The following is a 17558-nucleotide window of genomic DNA, read 5'->3' as shown; positions in this document are numbered from 1 at the left end:
TTGCTCGCGGCAATCCCTTCTCGTGAACAGAGCCGCTCGTCGCCGACCGGGGCGTCGGGCCGCAGTCGCCGCTGAACTCAACGGCCGTCCACGCAAGACGCTCGGCTGGGAAGCCCCAGCCGAGCGTCTGTCCAAACTGCTTGCGGCTTGATCAACTCACCGCGGTGTCTCATCGACCCCTGGAATGCTCCCGGGGCGGGCGCCTTCGCGTCGTTGCACTGAGGTCCGCGGAACCCGGAGGGGGCCGCGGGGCCGGAACCGCGGTGGGTGCGAGCCCTGAACCGTGGTTCCGGCCCCGAGCGTGGGCTACTTCGTCAGGTAGGCGTCGACGATGGTCTCGTCGACGGTGTTGCCCTGCTTGTCCATGGCCTGGGCCTTGAACGAGACGCTGCCGCCGGCCTTGGGGTTGGTGACCTGGACCCGGCCGTCGCACACGCTGAGCTTCTGCCAGTGGGCTCCCTTGTCGTAGGAGGCCCACACGCTCAGGGACTTGAGGTTCCTGCCCGCGGCGGTGCCGTGGACGGTCACCGGCACCCACACCTTCGCCCGGGCCTTGCCCGTGTTGTCGAGGGACAGGGCGGGGGTGAAGCGCACGACGGAGGTGGGGAGCTTCTTGATGCCGGGGGCGTACTCGGAGGAGAACGTCCAGCTCGTCGTCATGCTCGTGGAGACGTCGGCGACCGCACCGCGCTTGACCGAGACGGTCAGCCGGTAGTCGGCCCGCTCGTTCTCCGCGATGTAGAAGACGTCCATCGGGTAGATGCTGGAGTTGACGAGCTCACCGTTGCGGTAGAGGGACGTTCGCGCGCTCTCGATCGGCGAGTTGTTCTCGCTGATGTTCCCCTCGCTGTCCGAGAAGAGCGGAAGCCGTCCGTCGATCGCCTCGTCCGCACGGAGCAGCCCGATGAGTCCGGCGCCCTCCGGGAGATCCGGCCCGAAGACACCGACGTTGAACACGTGCTGGTAGGAGCGTCCGGGATTGAACGTCCTCGGCAGCGCGTCGTAGCTGGTCTCGTAGGAGTCGTTCGCGTCGACCTGCATGAAGCCCAGCTGCCACGAGGGGTTCCCCGAGAGCAGGTGCAGGGTGCCGGTGTAGGGCAGGGCGTGCACGGTGCCGAGTCCTGCACCGCCCTCGGTGCCCGGCGTGATGAATCCGAACTTGCCCTTGGCGGGTGCTCCGAGCTTCACCTGGACCTGGGCGAACTCCCGGGACTTGGCGTGGTGGGTGAAGCCGGTGAGGTACCTGTCACCGGTCGGCTGGTACACCAGGTGGTACTCGTCGTGCCCGTTGACGCCGGTGGAGAAGGTGGTCATGAGCTGCTGGGTCAGCCGGTCGCCCGCGGCCGCCTTGGGGCCGAGGTGGCCGGTGCGGTACTGCGCGAGGGATTCGGTGAAGACCCCGTAGCGGGTGCTGTATCCGTCGGCCAGGTCGATGCCCGCGCTGAAGAAGCCGAGGACCGACTGGGCGGCAGGGTCGGGGACGGTGATGTCCAGCGGCTTGGCGGTGCGTGCGTCCACCGTCACCGTGGTGTCCTGGGTGACGTCGAGGTTGGGCTGGTTGAACCAGTCACCGCCCTGGTCGTACGAACCCGCCGGGTCGACCCGGACCATGCTGTTGAGGAAGTACCGGCCCTTGGGGACGCGTACCGAGTGCGTGTCGCCGCTCAGCACGGTGTTGGCGCCCTTGGCGGCTCCTTCCAGGCCCTGCAGTTGAGCGTCCCAGGCGGGGGCGGGTGCGGGCTTGCCCTTGCGGTCCAGGGCCTTGACCGTGACGGTGTACATCTCCGACTCGCGGTCCACGGCCAGCGCGGTGCCCACGGTCTGCCCGTCGCCGGTGGCCGTGACGCGTCCGGTGAAGGCACCGGTCGTGTCACCGCCGAGGCGGGTGTCTGCGGTGACCTTCACCGTCGCCTCGCCGTGCGCCCGGACGGTGACCTGGTCGTCCGCGGTGAACATCCCGGCGGGCGCGGGAGTGCCGTCCGGTCCGGTGGCGTCCACGGTCAGCTTCAGGGTGACCGGTGAGTCGCCCATGTTCTGGTACGTGAGGTTCTTGGTGAGCGGCTGGTCGTCGGTGTGCGGCCACTGCGCGACACCGTACGAGAGCGAGGTCTCGCGGGCGACGACGGTCTGCTTGATCGCGTTGCGCAGGTCGACTCGGCCCGAGCCCTGCTCGAAGGCCGTGTAGCCGACAGGCGTCGTCGAGGAGACCAGCGCGTCCTTGATGTCGTCGCCGGTCCAGTCGGGGTGCTCCTGGGCGAGGATGGCGGCGGCGCCGGCGACGTGCGGGGTGGCCATGGAGGTGCCGTTGAGGGCGATGTAGCCGTCCGCGACGGAGGGGGCGACACTGGCCAGGTAGCTGTCGTGCGCGGCCGCGGCCCCGATGGCCACGCCGGGCGCCGTCAGATCCGGCTTGATGCCGCCGTCACCGACGCGCGGGCCGGTGCTGGAGAACGGGGCCAGCTTGTCCTGCTTGTCCACCGCGCCGACGGTGAGGGCGGCGTCGGCGCTGCCCGGCGAGCCGACCGTTCCGGATCCCTGCTCGCCGTTGTTGCCCGCCGCGATGACGAAGAGGGTTCCGCTCTCGGCCGACAGCCTGTTGACGGCCTCCTCCGCCGGATCGATCTCCGGGGAGTCGTAGGCGCCGAGGCTGAGGTTGACGACGTCGGCCTTCTCGGCGACGGCCCACTCCATGCCCGCGATGATCTGCGACATGCTGCCGCTGCCACTGTCGCCGAGGACCTTGCCGCTGAGGATGCGCGCCCCCGGCGCCACACCCTTGTACGTGCCACCGGACTTGGCTCCGGTGCCGGCCGTGATGGATGCGACGTGCGTGCCGTGACCGAACCGGTCCTCGGTGTCCGGCGAGTCGGAGAAGTTCCGCTCCTCGACGACCTGTCCGGCCAGATCGGGGTGCGTGGTGTCGACACCCGTGTCGAGGACGGCGATACGCGTACCGGTGCCGTCGAAACCGGCCGCCCATGCCTCGGGGCCGCCGATCTGGGGGACGCTCTTGTCCAGGCTCGCCTGGACGACGCTGTCCAGCCACACCGAGGCGATACCCGGTGCGACGGTGCGCTTCATCGCGTCGGCGGGCCCACTGGTGACCGCGGACCACAGTTCCGCGGTGCCGTTCGCGGGCGCGGTGACGGCGTCGGCGTTGACGCTCGACAGGGTGCGCTCGACCTCGGCGCCACCGGTGGAGCGCAGGGCCGTCCTGGCCGCCGGACGGGCCGCGTCGTACATCACGATGAGCCGCAGGTCATGACGCTGCTCGTAGGCCGGCCCGCTCAGTGTGGTGATGTCGAACAGACGCCGGTCCACCCGGCCGCTCTGTACGAGGTCCCGGGCGTCGTCCGGCATGGCGTAGGTGTGGCCGTCACGGGTCTCCACCCGGATGGGTATGTCCTCACGGCCCTTGGCGGGACGCGCGGCCACGATCTCGCCCTTCGCGTTCACCGCGATCCGGTCACCGGTGATCAGTGGAATCCACCGCTGCACGCCGGTCCCGGCCGCAGTCCCCTTGACCTCGGGGCCCGTTCCGAAGGCCGAGGCCGAGAACGGCGTGGCCGACGATGCCGTGCCGGTGGGCGCCGAGAGTGCCAGGGACGCCGACGGGGTAGCGGCGACCAGCAGCATGCTGATTCCCAAGACCGTGCCGATCGCAGGTCTCTTGGACGTGAATTTCACGGTTTCCTCTCGTTCATTCACCCCGCGCCAACACGTGGGTTTCACGGTGGACTTGGGGTGCGTCGCACAGCGAAGCACCAGCCCCGAGAGGGTGTCAATGGGGTGATCTTGGATGGCGAGCCGGTAAACAGGTCACCAACCGGTGAATTATGCCCGGCATTAGCGCACTTATCGCCCCCAATGCATCCGCCGTCCGGCAGGACAGACACAGACGGCGTGCCACCTGCCACGATGCATGCAGCGAGACACTGGGAGCCGGCCACCGCGCACGAGGGTCGGCAGCCCTCACCCCGACCTCGTGGGGAATCTGTCCGGAATTCGAAATTTCCCGCCCTCCCCATTCGGTTCGGCCGGATTCGAAGGGCCGAAATCCGCTGAGGGCGCGGACCTGGCGATAAGAGGCCTAACAGTCGGCGAGCGACTCAGGCTACCGAAGGAATCTCGGCAGGTTCGGACCGCCTTCCTCACGGCTGTCGATGCAGACGCCGTCGGCTGGGAGCGACCGAGAGGACTTCGCGCAGCCGCGGCACGTCCTCATGGGCTGGAGCGGGGCCGCCGCGGGGCGACCGGGCGGCAGGGCCGCACCGGGTACGGCTGTCAGGAAGGCGCCCTGCAGCGGCGCGGCCGCGGCCTTCGAGCGGTCCTCCGCCTTCCGCTCACAGGTCCGGCAGGCCTCGCCGGTGTCGAGGTCGCGGCCGTCGTCGCAGCGGGGCGAGGTGCGGGCGCCGCGGCGGACTTGACGAGGCCTCCGGCGACGAGGTCGATGAGGAGGCGGGCGGACTGCCCGGGCCAGGGCGTGGTGTCCGTCGGCGCGCCGTGCGTGTCGGAGACGGACGGGCGCGGGCGGCGTGGAACTGCTCGCGGCCGACGGCGCTGAGCAGGGCGGGGAGTTCGTCGACCGGCCAAGACGGCAGTCACACGGGCATCTGCTACTGGCGATAGTCCATGACGTGTCCGCACGGCGGTTTGCCGTGCGGACACGTTGCCTGTCGTACTGTCTGGGCGATCGTGATGGACGCCCGCATACGCGACCCGGGGAGCGGGGATGCCGGTGCTCGTCGACGTCGTACCGGGACGCCACGAGGTCACCGCTGTGCTCGAGGGAGCGGGGGCCGGCGCTTCGGCCGGGGCGGCGGACGCGCAGCCGGGTGATGGCCGCGCTCGAGGCCGGCATCCGGGGGGGAACAAGGGCTTCCGGAATCCTGACGGTCACCCTGTCACTCGAATGCACCTTCCTGCTCAACAGGATTGCTGCCAGGGCCCCGTGGAGGGTTCGTCACGAGAGACCCCGGCTCCCGGAGTTCTGGTCGAGGAATCGGGCCACCACCTCGTTGAAGCCGGCGGCGTTCTCCCAGAACATCAGGTGGCTCCCCTTCTCGCGCTCCGTGAAGACCCGGCACTGGGCGCCGGGGATACATGCGGCCACCTCCGGGGCGACCGCGGGCGACAACATGCTCGCCTCGCCGCCGACGACCAGTGTTGGCACGCCGACCCGGGGAAGTACGTCCCGCCAGTCGTTGTGGACGTAGTCCAGCAGGAGAGCGGCGGCGTGCGCGCCTGCCAGGGTGAGGTTCTCGCCGAGCAGCCAGTCCGCGTCCTCGGGGTCGAGGTCCGCGGTGTGCATCTGTCGCAGGAGGGCACGCGCCACCGCCTCCCTGTCTTTCCCGCGCAGTCCGGCAACGAGCTCGGCGGTCACCCCGGGGGTGAGGAACGCGCCGAGTCGCTCGGCCTCGTCCCCGGATGCGGACTCACCGATAGGGCCCTGGTCGACGAGGACCAGTCGGGAGATCCGGTCGCCCCCGTAAAGGTCCCAGTAGGACCAGATCACCGTGCACGCGAGCGAGTGGGCCAGCACCGCCACGTCCCACAGGTCGAGCCCTACCAGGAGGTCGCGCAGATCAGCCGCGAACCGCGCGACGCGGTAGCCGTACGCGGGCTTGTCCGACAGGCCGTGCCCGCGTAGATCGACGGCGAGCACCCGATGGCTTGCGGCGAAAGCGTCGGTCTGCTTGCGGAACTCGGCCGCGGTCTGCGAGAAGCCGGGCAGGAGGACGAGAGGGGGCCCGTTGCCTGCCTCCGTGTAGCGGATCGTCACGCCGTCGTTCGTGCGGATCCCACCGGCCGTGAACAAGATGCCTCCTCATGGCAGAGGTGGACAAAACGGGCATTGTGATAATACTGCTGCGGGAACGTCGCACGCGGACCGCCGAATACCACGACGAGTACGCCACGGCGCTCGAGCAACTGGTGGCGGCCAAGATGGCCGGGCCCGAGGCGGAAGAGCCGGCCGAGCCGGCCGAGCCGGCCGAGCCGGCCGAGCCGGTGGAGGTTGTCGCCCTGATGGCAGCCTTGGAGGCCGGCATCCGTGAGGCGGGCTCGCGGCGGGAGCCGTGATCTCACGGTCGCCGATACGCCTCCGCGCGTTGCCGGTCCGGGCTCCGGCGGCTCCGCACGACGGGAGCCGAAGCCCGGGAGAGGCTGCGCGTCAGGGCACGAGATGCCCGCCGCTCGCCCGAGCTGGCGGATGTTGAGGCGGTCCCGCAAGGGGGCAGGTCTACAGCCGAGGGGCTCCTGCACGAAGCCGGCCTTGTCACCGCGTCCGGACCCTAGCCGCGGTCGGGGACCGGTGGGCGAAGCGTGTTTACGGGTGGGGTCTGCTGGTGAGGCCGAGCAGGGTGAGCCGCTCGCCGGTCGCGGTACCGGCGACCGGCGAGAACAGGGCGAGGACCTGGGTGCGGTCCTCGTCGACCAGGGACTGGCAGTCCAGATCGAGCAGGCCGACCTCGGGGTGCAGGATCCGTTTGCGGCGGCACCGCATCACGGCGACGTCGTGCAGATCCCACAGCGCGGCAAACTCGGGGCTGGCGCTGCGCAGCTGGTCGACCAGAGTGCGGGCGGGGTCGTCGTCACGGCGGCCGACGGCGGCCCGCAGGTCGGCGACCAGGGCCCGCGACTCGTTGGCGTGGTCTTCGACCGGGTACCCGCAGCGCGTGCCGGGGTCGGTGAACCAACGGTAGATGATGCTCGCCTCGGGACCGCTGCGGCCGGTGAGGTCACCGAACACAGCGCGGGCGAGGTGGTTCTGGGCCAGCGTGTCACCCGGCACAGCATGGCACCCGAGTCAGACACCCTGTCTGACTCGGGGTGCCCTCCCGTCGCCCGAAAGGACACCGACGTCCCCGACACGTGATCGAAGGCAATCGGGCGTAAGAAGGAGTTGCGACACCGACGAGGCGAATGCCTGGACGATAAGGATCACTCCGGGCGTCCGGATGCTTCCACCGGCCGGCAAAGGGACCCGGCCGATCGGGTCAGGATCCTCGACCCTCGACGTGGGTCCAGTGTGGCCAGCCAGGCGGCAGGTGCGGTGGTTGCGTCGCAGTAGCGGAAGGCGAGCCGTAGGAACAGTTCAGCGTTGCCCGTGGTCGCGGTGAACACGGGTTGCGTTCCGGTTCGGGAGAGCGCGGTCCGCAACAGGGCCGAACCGATGCCATGGCCCTGGCTACCGGGTGCGACGCAGAAGTTGTAGAGGACCGCGGCGGCGCAACCGGCTCCCGCAGGACCTGCCTGCCGAAGGCTCCTGTACGCGGGCGGTCGTTCCTGGTAGCGGTGCACCGCGACACAGCCCTCGACCTCCCCTGCCTCGTTCTCGGCTACGAGGAAGTCGCCCGTATGACGGGCATAGTGGTCGAGCGGGCGCTCTCGCAGCGCGCCGCCGGGGACGAACGCCGAGGACAGCTGATGCAGAGCCCAGGTGTCCGCAAGGGTGGCGGTCCGCACCGTGCCCGGACGGCCGAGGCGGCCGGTGAAGTGGGGCGCCGCCGTGGTCAATGCCGTCTCGCTCTCATGACGTCGGGGGAATGCAGAGGGGAATGCAGAGGGTTCACGAACTCCGCGAGGAGATCGCCCTCCGGCACGTGGGTCGGGCACCTTGCCGCAGGCAGTGATCGATCTGTTCACCGGTGATCGGTGCGGCACCGACGGGAACCGCCACGGGCCAGGGCCATGAGGTGCGCGACCCGTTGACCGATGTCGGCTGCGCTGCGGGCCGGAGAGTGGAAGGCAACCCGGACGTCCTGGTGCCCCCGGGCGTACTCGCACCGCAGGGTGAGTCCGTGGCGATCCAGTGCGATCGGGCGCAGATGAACGACGTCTTGCAGGACGTTCCGGTCGAGGAGCCTGCCGAGTTGGGCGATCACATCGCTGTGGTCCCGGTCGAGATGGGTGAGCAGCGCTGTCTCTTCGATGGCCAACGGGTCGGTCTGCGCGGCGGCCAGTTCGTCAAGGTCGACGCCGGCGGTCGTCCCGTCCCGTTCGATGGCGGCGCGGGCAGGATCGAGCCGGAGCACAAGCACCTCGGGCGCATCCTGGATCTCGGCTGGGGTGAGGAAGCCGGCAAGGGACACGCGGGCCCGGACCCGGTCGCGGACCGCTGTGGGGGCAAGGTCGGTGAACTCGACCAGACTCGCGAGAATGCCGCGCGGGGTGAACGCTGCTTCGTCGGCAAGCAGGCTGTCCGAGGGGACGTGCAGCCGCAGCGTTCCGCTGCTGTCGACCGTGTGCAGGGAAATCAGGTCGTAGCAGTTGCCATCGGTCGTAAGACTCAGGGAGTCGGAACGTGCCAGGACCGAACGGATCCGCTCTGCGTTGGTGGGGCAGGCCGCCTGGACGAATGCAATGGCCATCAACGCTCTCCTTAGGTTAGCCTTACCTAAGTTAGCATGCACCGCTGGCGCGTCCTGCCTATGGACTCCGGCTGACCGAGGCCTTCCGCGTCGACCCGGGCTTCGTATCCGACCGGGACACCTCCCGGCTGGTGCCCGATCCACGTGAAGCCCTCGCAGGAGAGGTCGTCCCGGGCCGGGTGTCCGCATCGGACCTGTCGGAGTTGGCGTCCCGTATGCCCACGGTCGCCGAACGCCTGCTGGACCTCGGCCGCCGCTCGCGGGCGCTGCCGGAACGCCTGGCCCAGGGCCCAAGGTCCCGGAGGTCGGCTGCACGCGCCCCGGTGACCACCACACCGGACGTGAGCGCCCTCGCACGGCGCGGATGACGCGCGCGGCTCAGGGGTAGAGGCCGGCCCGGAAGGCGAACGAGACGAGCTGCGCCCGATCGCGTGCGCCGACCTTCGTCATGGCCCGCACCGCATGCGTCTTCACGGTGAACGGCGACACGTACATCTGGGCCGCGATCTCGTCGTTGCCGAGGCCGCTTGCAATGAGAACGACCACGTCCCGCTCCCTGGGTGTCAGAGCGCCGAAGCGTCGCAGCAGCTCCTGGTCGATCACCGGGGGCGGCTTGTCGGTCATGTGACCGATGAGTGCGGCCGTCGCGGCGGCCGACAGCGCACCGCCACCGCCGACGACCTCGGTGATTCCGGCGACGAGTTCAGCGGGGCTCACGGTCTTGCTCAGGAAACCGTTGGCGCCCGCGCGCAGGGCGGCGAGAACGATGTCGTCCTGGTCGAAAGTGGTCAGCACGATCACCCGCGTCTTTTCGGGTGGATGCTCTGCGCGGATCCGGCGGGTGGCTTCGACACCGTCGATGCCGGGCATCCGGATGTCCATCAGGACCAGGTCGACGGGGTGCTCCCGGAGGAAGGGGACGACCTGGAGTCCATCGGAGAGATCATCCACGACGACGAGACTCGGGTCGAGCCGGAGCATCGCCCGGATCCCGGCCCTGATGTCGTCCTGGTCGTCGACGATCAGAATCCGCGTCATCGGACGACGGCTCCCAGGGGGCTGAACTCCGCGTGGACCCGGAATCGCCCGTCGTGACTGTCGATCGTCAGGCGCCCGCTGGAGGACTCCACGCGTTCGCGCATCCCCACGAGTCCGAGTCCGCTGCCCGAGTCGGAGCCGCGGGGTGAGCGACCGACGCGGTTCTCCACGGTGACGCAGATCCTGCCGTCGTGCTCGCGCACGTCCACCGATGCCGTCCCCTCTCCGTGCCGGTAGGCATTCGTGAGTGCTTCCTGAACGACCCGGTAGACCGTCACGCCGACGCTGGGCTCCACGAAGCCGGCGGGGATGTCGATGGAGGGCCGGATGTCGAGGCCGATGCTCTCGAACGAGGCGATGAGTCCTTCCAGGCCGCTGAGCGCCGGGGTCGGCCGGAGCGCCTCGTCGTCGGAGACGTCGTCCCCGAGGCGGAGGAGCGCGAGGATGCGTTGCGTTTCGACGATGACGGTGCGGGCGCTGGACCTGGCGGAGACGAGGGCCTGCCGGGAGGACTCGGCGTCTTCGGGCAGCCCGATTTCCGCTGCACCGAGGTGCAGGCTCAGCATCGCGACCTGGTGGCCGATGACGTCGTGGAGGTCCCGGGCGATGCGGAGTCGTTCTTCGGTCACTCGTCGGGTGGCTTCGATCTCGCGGGTGGCGATGGCGCTTTCGGCCCGTTCCTCCAGGGTCCACCAGTGGTCCCGATGGATGCGGAGCGCGGCCCCTGTGGCACCTCCTGCCACAGCGGAGAAGACGGCGGCGACTCCCACGACCGCGCCGCCACGGAATCCCCCGACCGTCATGAACGCCCCCAGGAAGAACGCCGCCACGATGCCGGTCCCGGCCAGCGGCTGTTTTCCCCTGAGGGTGACCGAGAACAGCACGAGTACCGCCATCATCCACACCGACAGGGGGTCGTGGCCCACCGCTGTGACGGCGAAGGACGCCGCGCTCGTCACGACCAGTCCCGACCACGGCTTCCACCACGAGAGGGCGACACCGCCGCCGGCGAGGAGCACGGACAGGGCCGTCGGCCAATCCGCACCCCTCAGGATCACCGCCACGATCTGACCGGTGAACGCCAGCGCGGCCAGCGCATAGGCACCTCGGTGCAGCACCTCGGGGCGGCGGACCCACAGCGGTGCCGCGAGCCCGTCCTGACTGTTCTGCGCCTTGACCATGAACCGATTCTCGTTCACGTGTGCGGCCGCCGTGTACTTCGAATGATGTAGACCGCGCAATTGCCTCGGTCGATCGGGACGGCAGAGCGCCTGCCGTCGAAGCGGATGGCAGAACTACTTCGTTCGAAGTACACGGCGCCTCCTGAGGCCCCTGAGACTCGTCATCGAGGCGACCGCCTCACACCGTCACAATCACCACGGGACACCCGATGACTCAGACCACCGTAACCTCGGCCTCTTCGACCTCGGCCGCGCCGACGCCTTCCGGGCTCCGATCGCTCCACCTGATCCGAGTCGTCTTCTCCCTGATCTGGGTGGCACTCGTCTTCACGACCTCCGCTTCGCTCGTGTCGGCGGACACGCCCACGGTGATCGCGGCCGTGCTGCTCGTCGTCTACCCCCTGTGGGACGCCATCGCCACGCTCCTCGAGCGTCGCCTGGCCGGCACCGGCTCCGCGAACCGCGTCAGTACCGTCAACCTGGGTCTCGGCCTCGCCACCACCGCCGGAATGATCATCTCCGTGTTCTCCACCATCGGGACGGCCCTGCTCGTGTTCGGCGTCTGGGCCCTGCTTTCCGGAGCCATCCAGCTCGTCGTGGCGATCCGACGCCGGCGCGCCGTCGGCGCCCAGTGGCCCATGGTCATCAGTGGTGCACAGTCCGTACTCGCCGGCGCCACCATCGCTGCCACGTCCGCCTCGGCGACGAGCAGCCTGTCCACCGTCGCCGGATACTCGGCCTTCGGTGCCTTCTGGTTCCTTGTCTCCGTCATCGCCCTCAGCATCCGCAGCCGACGCGACAAGCGTTGACCACCGCCGTAGCGGCCACCGTCTCGCCCGGAGGCGCGGCGTCTTCACCAGAAGTCCCACCGCCTGAGGAGAGACATGACCATCGACATTCAGCTGAACAACGGACTCGCGTGTCCAGGCCGAAAGATCGCCGCAGCTGGGCCGAGCGCGGCGAGCCAATCCAATGGGCGTTCACTATGCGGGCCTGTCGAGGGGATGACGACGCTGCGGTCCTCAGGATAGGCATAGGAGGCGGCGGCCTCTGCGGCGTCCGGGTGTTCGCGGGACAGCAGGATCTCCAGGGCGCTGCGCGCCTCGTCCAGCACCCCCAGGGCGGCACCCACCCGAAGAAGTAGTCCCATTTTCCGGGCCGGATTACAGTCCGCCGAAAGCTCCTGAAGTTGAACGCAGCCACATGTGATCCGGTGGCGTCCTGGTCCCGGCAGCGACTCGGTCCATGACTACGCCGGACACGTCGAACCCAACGTCTGGGTCCTCATCACCCCTGACGGGTCAGCAGCCCCGGTCGTAGATCGCCCGCAGCCATGGTTCCCCGACGGCGGGCATCCGCGCGAGCGTGTACCGGAACGCCTCCGTGGACGGCTGGAACGGGTACCACGCGTGCGGCGGCAGCGGGTCGTCCCGCTCCACCCCTGCCGGCAGTCCGCCGACCACCGGGAGCCGGGTCCGGTGCGGAGGGAAGGCGAGCTCGGCCCAGAGCGCGGCATCCATGGGCACCGGCACCGCCCCGGCACGCGGCTGCCACATGTCTCCGGTCTGCGGATGTACCGGCACCAGCACCAGGTCAGCGGTCGGCTCGCCGAACCCCGGTCCCGCCAGGTCCAGCCGCTTCGCACCTTCCCCGGCGGGCAGGAGCGCGCCGAGTGCCCGACCGAAGAGCTCGGCGACCGGGCCGGGCGCCACCTCGACCGGCGTGCCCCCGGCGGCCACCACCACGTGGGCGAGGGCCGCGCCCGCCGGGATGTCCCGGTACCTGCTCAGCCGGTGCCACAGCGCGCCGGTGGCCAGCAGCTCCACCCAATCCATGATCTGCCGCTCCGGCGGGCCGGGCAGCCGCACTACTGCCTGCGGGACGAGCCGGACGACCTGCCAGCACCCGCAGTCGTCCATCCTCGTTCCGACCGGCAGATCGCAGCCCAGGCAGGCAAGGTTCGGCCCGTCCCTCCCGTCGATTCCCATGCAGTAGCCCCCGGCCCGCTCGACGATCAGCCTGGTGCCGCGCATGTCACCGGGCGCGAGCAGGACGGTGCCCGACGGTCCGTCGGACAGCGCACCGAAGGGCGCGAAGCGCCCCCGCTCCGCCGCCTCGCGCGCCCCGACCTCGTCCCATTGCCGCCATGGCGGCCCGTACGGCGCAGGGTCGACGGCGTAGGACCCGACCTCCAGCAGGGGCGGGTGCAACTTCTCCCAGTGGGTGTCGGCCAAGTGGATCGGCAACGCCACCTCCGACACCGCCGCCGTCAGGACCGCACCGCAGCCCGCACACCCGAACACCGCCAAGCTGTCCCCTCCCGCTGTCGAAGCCCCCGCATCCCATCAAGCGGGCCGACCGGGGAGCAACGGGTTTTCAGACGACGCTGAACGCCCCGCCGATAGGCAGAGTGGCAGCATCCGATCAGCACTTTGGAAAGCAGCGTGATCCGAACGGTCAAGGGTGCAGCGAACGGCAGGTGATGCGGCAGCGCGGGCCTCCCGGCCTCGGGATCGTGATGCGAAGCCGTTGCCCTTCTCTTGAGGCGCCCGCTGTGATCAGAATGCCGCCATGACGACGATCTCCATCGGTGCTGAAGAGGTTGCCGCCGCCATCGACGCCCGAAGCCGCCAAGGAGTGTTCCTGGTCGCCATCGATGGCATGGGTGGCTCCGGCAAATCGACCTTGGCGACGGCCCTGGCGGAGTCGCGCGGCGCTGCGGTGGTTCACGGTGACGACTTCTACCGCCCCATGGACCTGGAGGAGCGTGCCGGGCTGGAGCCCGAAGAGGGCTACCACCGCTACTTCGACTGGCAGCGGCTGCGCGAGGAGGTGCTTGTCCCACTCGCAGCCGGCCGTGATGCCGCCTACCGGCGCTACGACTGGGCGACCGGTGATCTGGCCCCGGACGAAAGCCATGGTGTTTCCGCCTGCGGCATCGTCGTCGTGGAGGGCGTGTACACCGCCCGGCCCGAACTCGCCGACCACTACGACCTCCTCGTTTACGTTGACACCCCGCGGGAGGAATCCATGCGCCGACTGCGAGAGCGCGGTGACGACCACGGCCCGATCGACTGGGAGTCTCGCTGGCGCCTGGCCGAGGAGCACTACCTGGCCCTGACCCGTCCCTGGGAAAGGGCCCACCTCGTGGTCTCCGGGCACTGACCTGCCCCTGGCCATCCTCCGTCGTGCCAAACCCGACATGATGCGAGGTGGGTGCTCAGCGCCCTGGGTGAAGGAGAGCGTCGGCCGGACCGCGAGCCGGACATCGGTGGCCCCGCTACGATGCGCCCATGCCTGAGCAGTTGTTCGACCGCACGAGCCGCGGTTGCACGGTTGAGGATCTGGATTCCCGGTTGCGTACGACGATTCTGGCCGTGGCCGAGACCGAGCTGCTCGGTGATGCCGCGTCGGCCGCGATCGCCTGCGTGGAAACCCGCAGTGTGCCCCGTCGCCGGCCCGGCGTCTTCGCGCGCTTGCTCGGGGACGGCCCACAGCGTGAAACGCTGACTGCTGCCGTGTTGCTGCCGCGGCATCTCCTGGTCTCGGTCACCGACATGCGCACGGGGAGGACCACAGCACACTCCGGGCGGCTGGCTGATATGACCGTCACCGAGATCGATCAGCGACTGGCCATTGACCACGGGGTGTCGGTCTTCACCCGCTGGTCGAACCGGTCCGAGGCCGAGTCGATGCACGTCGCGCTCGGTGATGGTCCCGCCGGCGTCTCGTTCAAGGCCATGCTGCGCCACGCCGTCCAGGCGGCACAGAGCGGTTGAGTCGATCGTGACGTCCTGACGCCCTCACCGTCGTGCCGAAGAACCCCATCGGTACCGGAGCCCCCAGAACCGTTGCCGGCGGCGCTACGCGCCCAGGTGGTTGATGTCCCGGCTGTGGAGGATCCGCGGGGCGGACGTGCCGGGGCGGGTGACGGCGAGCATGGCGCGGCCGAGGTGATCGGTGGTCGTGGTGTGTTTCGGCGCGATGCGGTGCAGCAGCGGGTAGAGCCAGGAGGTGAGGGCGTAGGTGAGGCGGTATGCCGGGGTCTTGGAGACGGCTCCGTGGCGGGGCTGGATGTAGCCGGGGCGGAACATGTAGGCGTCCATCGGCATGGCCAGCAGGGCGTTCTCGGTGCGTCCTTTGACCCGGGCCCACATGGTGCGGCCGCCCTCGCTGCTGTCGGTGCCTTCGCCGGAGACGTAGGTGAAGGTCAGGCCGGGGTTGGCGGCGGACAGCGTGTTCGCCGCGGCCACGGTGTAGTCGTAGGTGATGCGGGTGTACTCGGCTTCACTGCGGCCGGTGGAGGAGACTCCGAGGCAGTAGAAGCAGGCGTCCACGTCCGTCAGTTGCTCGGCAAGTCCGGACAGGTCGGCGAAGTCGTGGTGGATGATCTCGTGCAGCTTGGGGTGGGTGACGCCGAGCGGACTGCGGTTCACCACCAGGATGCGGGTGACCGCGGGATCCAGCAGGCAAGCGCGTAGCACACCCTGTCCGACCATGCCGGACGCGCCGAAGATGACGACGTTCACGAAGGGGTCCTCCTGGTCAGGCGCGGATGATGGCCGCGGCGGTGGCGACGATGGTGGCGCGGCGGCGGTCGCGGTCGGTCTCGGATGCGATGGTGGGCATCAGCGGCGTCTTGCTGACGGAGAGCAGGACCATGAGGTCGCGCAGTTCCTCGGCGGGAAGCGTGGCGGGGATGACACCGGCCTTCTGGGCCTGCGCGATGCGCTCCGCCTTCTCCCTCTGGGCGTCGTGGACGACCTGCGGCACGGCGTGCTCGGGTCGCTCGAGCAGCTGCCAGGCGGCCAGCCGCACCACGTGGGGGTGGTCCTGGTAGTAGTCGAACAGGCGCCCCACATAGCCGGGCAGGTCGGCGGGGTCCAGCGGGACGGCGTCGACGATCTCGGTGACCAGGTCGCTGTAGGCCTTGTCGAACAGGTCGACCTTGCTGCCGAAGTACCGGTACAGCAAGGCGTTGTTGACCCCGGCGTTCTTGGTGATGCGCTCCACCCGGGCGCCGGCGATGCCGTACTGGGCGAACTCCTCGGTGGCGGCCTCCAGGATCTTCCGCCGGGTCTCGTCTGCGTTGCGTGCCATGGGTGCAGTGTAAGTAAGTAGGCAGTCACTTGCATAGCGCTGAAGTCCGCTCTACCGTCGAATGTAGGTAACCACTTACATTTCCGCGGGGCGGAGCCCCGGGCACCCACCGTTCGCGCCCCCAGCCCCTCACCCAGCAGCCGCACGCGACAGAAGGCATCAGGGAATCATGATCAATTACGAGAAGCTCTACGTCGGCGGCCACTGGGTCGCCCCCTCCACCGACGAACCGATCGAGGTCCACTCCCCGCACGACCACACGCTGGTCGGGCGCGCTGCCCAGGCAACACCCGCCGACATCGACGCCGCGGTCGCCGCCGCACGCCAGGCCTTCGACGAGGGCCCTTGGCCGGCCCTGCGGCCCCAGAAGCGCGCCGCGCTGGTCTCCAGGTTCAACGACCTGCACGCCGCCCGCGCCTCACAGATCGCCGCCCTGATCACCGCGGAGAACGGCACCCCGGCCTGGTTCACACAGACCCTGCAGGCCTCACTCGCCGAACAGACAGCCGCCTACCTCCGCGCCGGCGACACCTTCGCCTGGGAAGAGGAGATCACCAACCCCGGCGGGGCCAGGGCCGTCGTGCGGCGCGAGCCGGTCGGCGTGGTGGCCGCGGTCATCCCGTGGAACGCCCCGCACCAGTCCGCACTGGTGAAGATGATCCCCGCACTACTGGCCGGCTGCACGGTCATCCTCAAGGTCGCGCCCGAGACGCCGCTCGACGGCCTCCTGCTGGGAGAGTTGTTCACGCAGGCCGGTTTCCCTGAGGGTGTCGTCAGCATCCTGCCCGCCGACCGGAAGACCAGTGAGTACCTGGTCGCCCACCCGGGAATCGACAAGATCGCCTTCACCGGCTCAACGGGCGCCGGACGCCGCATCGCGTCGATCGCCGGTGAACAGCTCAAGCGGGTCAGCCTGGAACTGGGCGGGAAGTCCGCCTCGATCATCCTGGAAGACGCCGACCTCGACGCCGTCGCGCAGGCCGCACCCCTCATGGCCTTCACCAACAGCGGGCAGTCGTGCGCCGCCCACACACGCCTGCTGGCACCCCGCAGCCGTTACGAAGAGATCGTCTCCGCGGTCGTGGCCGCCGCCGAGAAGGTGACCGTCGGCGATCCGGCGGATCCGGCGAACTTCGTCGGCCCGCTGGTCACCCCCGTTCAGAAGGAACGGGTGCTCTCCTACATCCGCTCCGGGCTCGAGGAGGGCGCCCACCTGGTCTTCGGAGGCCTCGGCGCCCCGCAGGGCCTGGAGCAGGGCAACTACGTCAGGCCCACCATCTTCGCCGACGTCGACAACTCCATGCGCGTCGCCCAGGAGGAGATCTTCGGCCCGGTGCTCGTCATCATCCCGTTCGACGACGAAGACGACGCCGTCCGCATCGCCAACGACTCCCCCTACGGGCTCAGCGGCGGCGTGTGGACCTCCGATGCCGAACGCGGGCTGGCCGTGGCCCGCCGCATCCGCACCGGCACCTTCCTCGTCAACGGCGCCCCAGCCGGCTTCGACGCCCCCTTCGGCGGCTACAAGGCCAGCGGCATCGGCCGCGAATTCGGAACCGTCGGCCTCACCCACTACGTCGAGCACAAGTCGATCGCCCTCTGACCCACCGCCTCGCACCGCGATCACCCGAAGACCGGAATGCAACGATCTTCATCAACAGGTTGAGGAACTCCCGTCCGCCCAAGGTCCCCTGCCCCTGACCCACTGGCTGTGGGCGCCGGCGTCGTCCCGGGCAGCGCCGGCGCCCACGGTGGTCTGTGCGATCAAGGGCGGCGACGGTTTCGTGGCTCAGACGACGTGCTCCAGGTCCGACAGCGCCTTCGGCGCCCTGTAGCCGGCCGAGACCCGCCTCCAGGACAACCCCTG

At 69.5% G+C, this 17558-nt stretch carries 16 protein-coding genes; 5 read left to right on the top strand and 11 right to left on the bottom strand.

Annotated elements, in window-relative coordinates:
* Nucleotides 1-306 precede the first annotated feature (306 nt).
* Entirely contained in the window at nt 307-3636 is a 3330-nt protein-coding gene (locus ACFV3E_RS12350; protein WP_500534628.1) for a S8 family peptidase, read from the bottom strand.
* A 1327-nt stretch (nt 3637-4963) separates the two neighbouring features.
* A complete protein-coding gene (locus tag ACFV3E_RS12345) occupies nt 4964-5818 on the bottom strand; it encodes an alpha/beta fold hydrolase (protein ID WP_500534627.1) in 855 nt (284 codons plus the stop codon).
* Between the two features lie 11 nt (nt 5819-5829).
* Between ACFV3E_RS12345 and ACFV3E_RS12340 the strand changes: the two genes are divergently transcribed.
* The gene (locus ACFV3E_RS12340) at nt 5830-6081 is read left to right on the top strand and encodes a hypothetical protein (protein WP_500534626.1); all 252 of its coding nucleotides are present in this window, start codon (nt 5830-5832) and stop codon (nt 6079-6081) included.
* Nucleotides 6082-6328: 247 nt separating this feature from the next.
* On the opposite strand, the gene ACFV3E_RS12335 is transcribed toward ACFV3E_RS12340, so the two are convergent.
* The 5 genes from ACFV3E_RS12335 to ACFV3E_RS12315 form a co-directional block, all read right to left on the bottom strand.
* Nucleotides 6329-6793 carry an MmyB family transcriptional regulator gene (locus ACFV3E_RS12335; protein ID WP_500534625.1) on the bottom strand — a complete coding sequence of 155 codons (465 nt, stop codon included), beginning with the start codon at nt 6791-6793 and terminating at the stop codon, nt 6329-6331.
* Nucleotides 6794-6942: 149 nt separating this feature from the next.
* Nucleotides 6943-7518: a GNAT family N-acetyltransferase gene (locus tag ACFV3E_RS12330; RefSeq protein WP_500534624.1), complete on the bottom strand. Its 576-nt coding sequence runs from the start codon at nt 7516-7518 to the stop codon at nt 6943-6945.
* A 125-nt stretch (nt 7519-7643) separates the two neighbouring features.
* Nucleotides 7644-8372 carry a DUF2470 domain-containing protein gene (locus tag ACFV3E_RS12325; protein WP_500534623.1) on the bottom strand — a complete coding sequence of 243 codons (729 nt, stop codon included), beginning with the start codon at nt 8370-8372 and terminating at the stop codon, nt 7644-7646.
* A 378-nt stretch (nt 8373-8750) separates the two neighbouring features.
* Complete coding sequence (locus ACFV3E_RS12320; protein ID WP_500534622.1) at nt 8751-9410, bottom strand: response regulator transcription factor; 660 nt, start codon at nt 9408-9410, stop codon at nt 8751-8753.
* Nucleotides 9407-10591, bottom strand: a complete 1185-nt coding sequence (locus ACFV3E_RS12315) for a sensor histidine kinase (RefSeq protein ID WP_500534621.1) — start codon at nt 10589-10591, stop codon at nt 9407-9409. Before ACFV3E_RS12315 ends, ACFV3E_RS12320 begins: the two co-directional genes overlap by 4 nt.
* Before the next feature lie 209 nt (nt 10592-10800).
* Here ACFV3E_RS12315 and ACFV3E_RS12310 point away from each other — a divergent pair, with 209 nt between their 5' ends.
* Complete coding sequence (locus ACFV3E_RS12310; RefSeq protein WP_500534620.1) at nt 10801-11400, top strand: DUF308 domain-containing protein; 600 nt, start codon at nt 10801-10803, stop codon at nt 11398-11400.
* A gap of 89 nt (nt 11401-11489) precedes the next feature.
* Here the strand turns inward: ACFV3E_RS12310 and ACFV3E_RS12305 are convergent, their stop codons facing one another.
* Nucleotides 11490-11741, bottom strand: coding sequence for a hypothetical protein (locus ACFV3E_RS12305; RefSeq protein ID WP_500534619.1), 252 nt, complete (start codon nt 11739-11741; stop codon nt 11490-11492).
* A 151-nt stretch (nt 11742-11892) separates the two neighbouring features.
* Nucleotides 11893-12843, bottom strand: a complete 951-nt coding sequence (locus ACFV3E_RS12300) for a hypothetical protein (RefSeq protein WP_500534618.1) — start codon at nt 12841-12843, stop codon at nt 11893-11895.
* 319 nt (nt 12844-13162) lie between these two features.
* Here ACFV3E_RS12300 and ACFV3E_RS12295 point away from each other — a divergent pair, with 319 nt between their 5' ends.
* Complete coding sequence (locus tag ACFV3E_RS12295) at nt 13163-13756, top strand: uridine kinase family protein (protein WP_500534617.1); 594 nt, start codon at nt 13163-13165, stop codon at nt 13754-13756.
* A gap of 128 nt (nt 13757-13884) precedes the next feature.
* Nucleotides 13885-14370, top strand: a complete 486-nt coding sequence (locus ACFV3E_RS12290; protein WP_500534616.1) for a hypothetical protein — start codon at nt 13885-13887, stop codon at nt 14368-14370.
* Nucleotides 14371-14454: 84 nt separating this feature from the next.
* Here the strand turns inward: ACFV3E_RS12290 and ACFV3E_RS12285 are convergent, their stop codons facing one another.
* Together ACFV3E_RS12285 and ACFV3E_RS12280 are read right to left on the bottom strand one after the other, a co-directional pair.
* Nucleotides 14455-15120: an NAD-dependent epimerase/dehydratase family protein gene (locus ACFV3E_RS12285; RefSeq protein WP_500534615.1), complete on the bottom strand. Its 666-nt coding sequence runs from the start codon at nt 15118-15120 to the stop codon at nt 14455-14457.
* A 16-nt stretch (nt 15121-15136) separates the two neighbouring features.
* On the bottom strand, nt 15137-15691 hold the full coding sequence (locus ACFV3E_RS12280) for a TetR/AcrR family transcriptional regulator (RefSeq protein ID WP_500371225.1): 555 nt from the start codon (nt 15689-15691) through the stop codon (nt 15137-15139).
* A gap of 169 nt (nt 15692-15860) precedes the next feature.
* On the opposite strand from ACFV3E_RS12280, the gene ACFV3E_RS12275 reads away from it, so the two are divergent.
* Nucleotides 15861-17294, top strand: coding sequence for an aldehyde dehydrogenase (locus ACFV3E_RS12275; RefSeq protein WP_500534614.1), 1434 nt, complete (start codon nt 15861-15863; stop codon nt 17292-17294).
* Nucleotides 17295-17558 lie beyond the last annotated feature (264 nt).

Origin of the sequence: Streptomyces sp. NPDC059718 (genome assembly GCF_042733315.1) — a bacterium.
GTDB lineage: Bacteria > Actinomycetota > Actinomycetes > Streptomycetales > Streptomycetaceae > Actinacidiphila.
The sequence above is the reverse complement of the archived record's forward strand: the minus strand, read 5'-3'. Positions and strand labels throughout refer to the sequence as shown.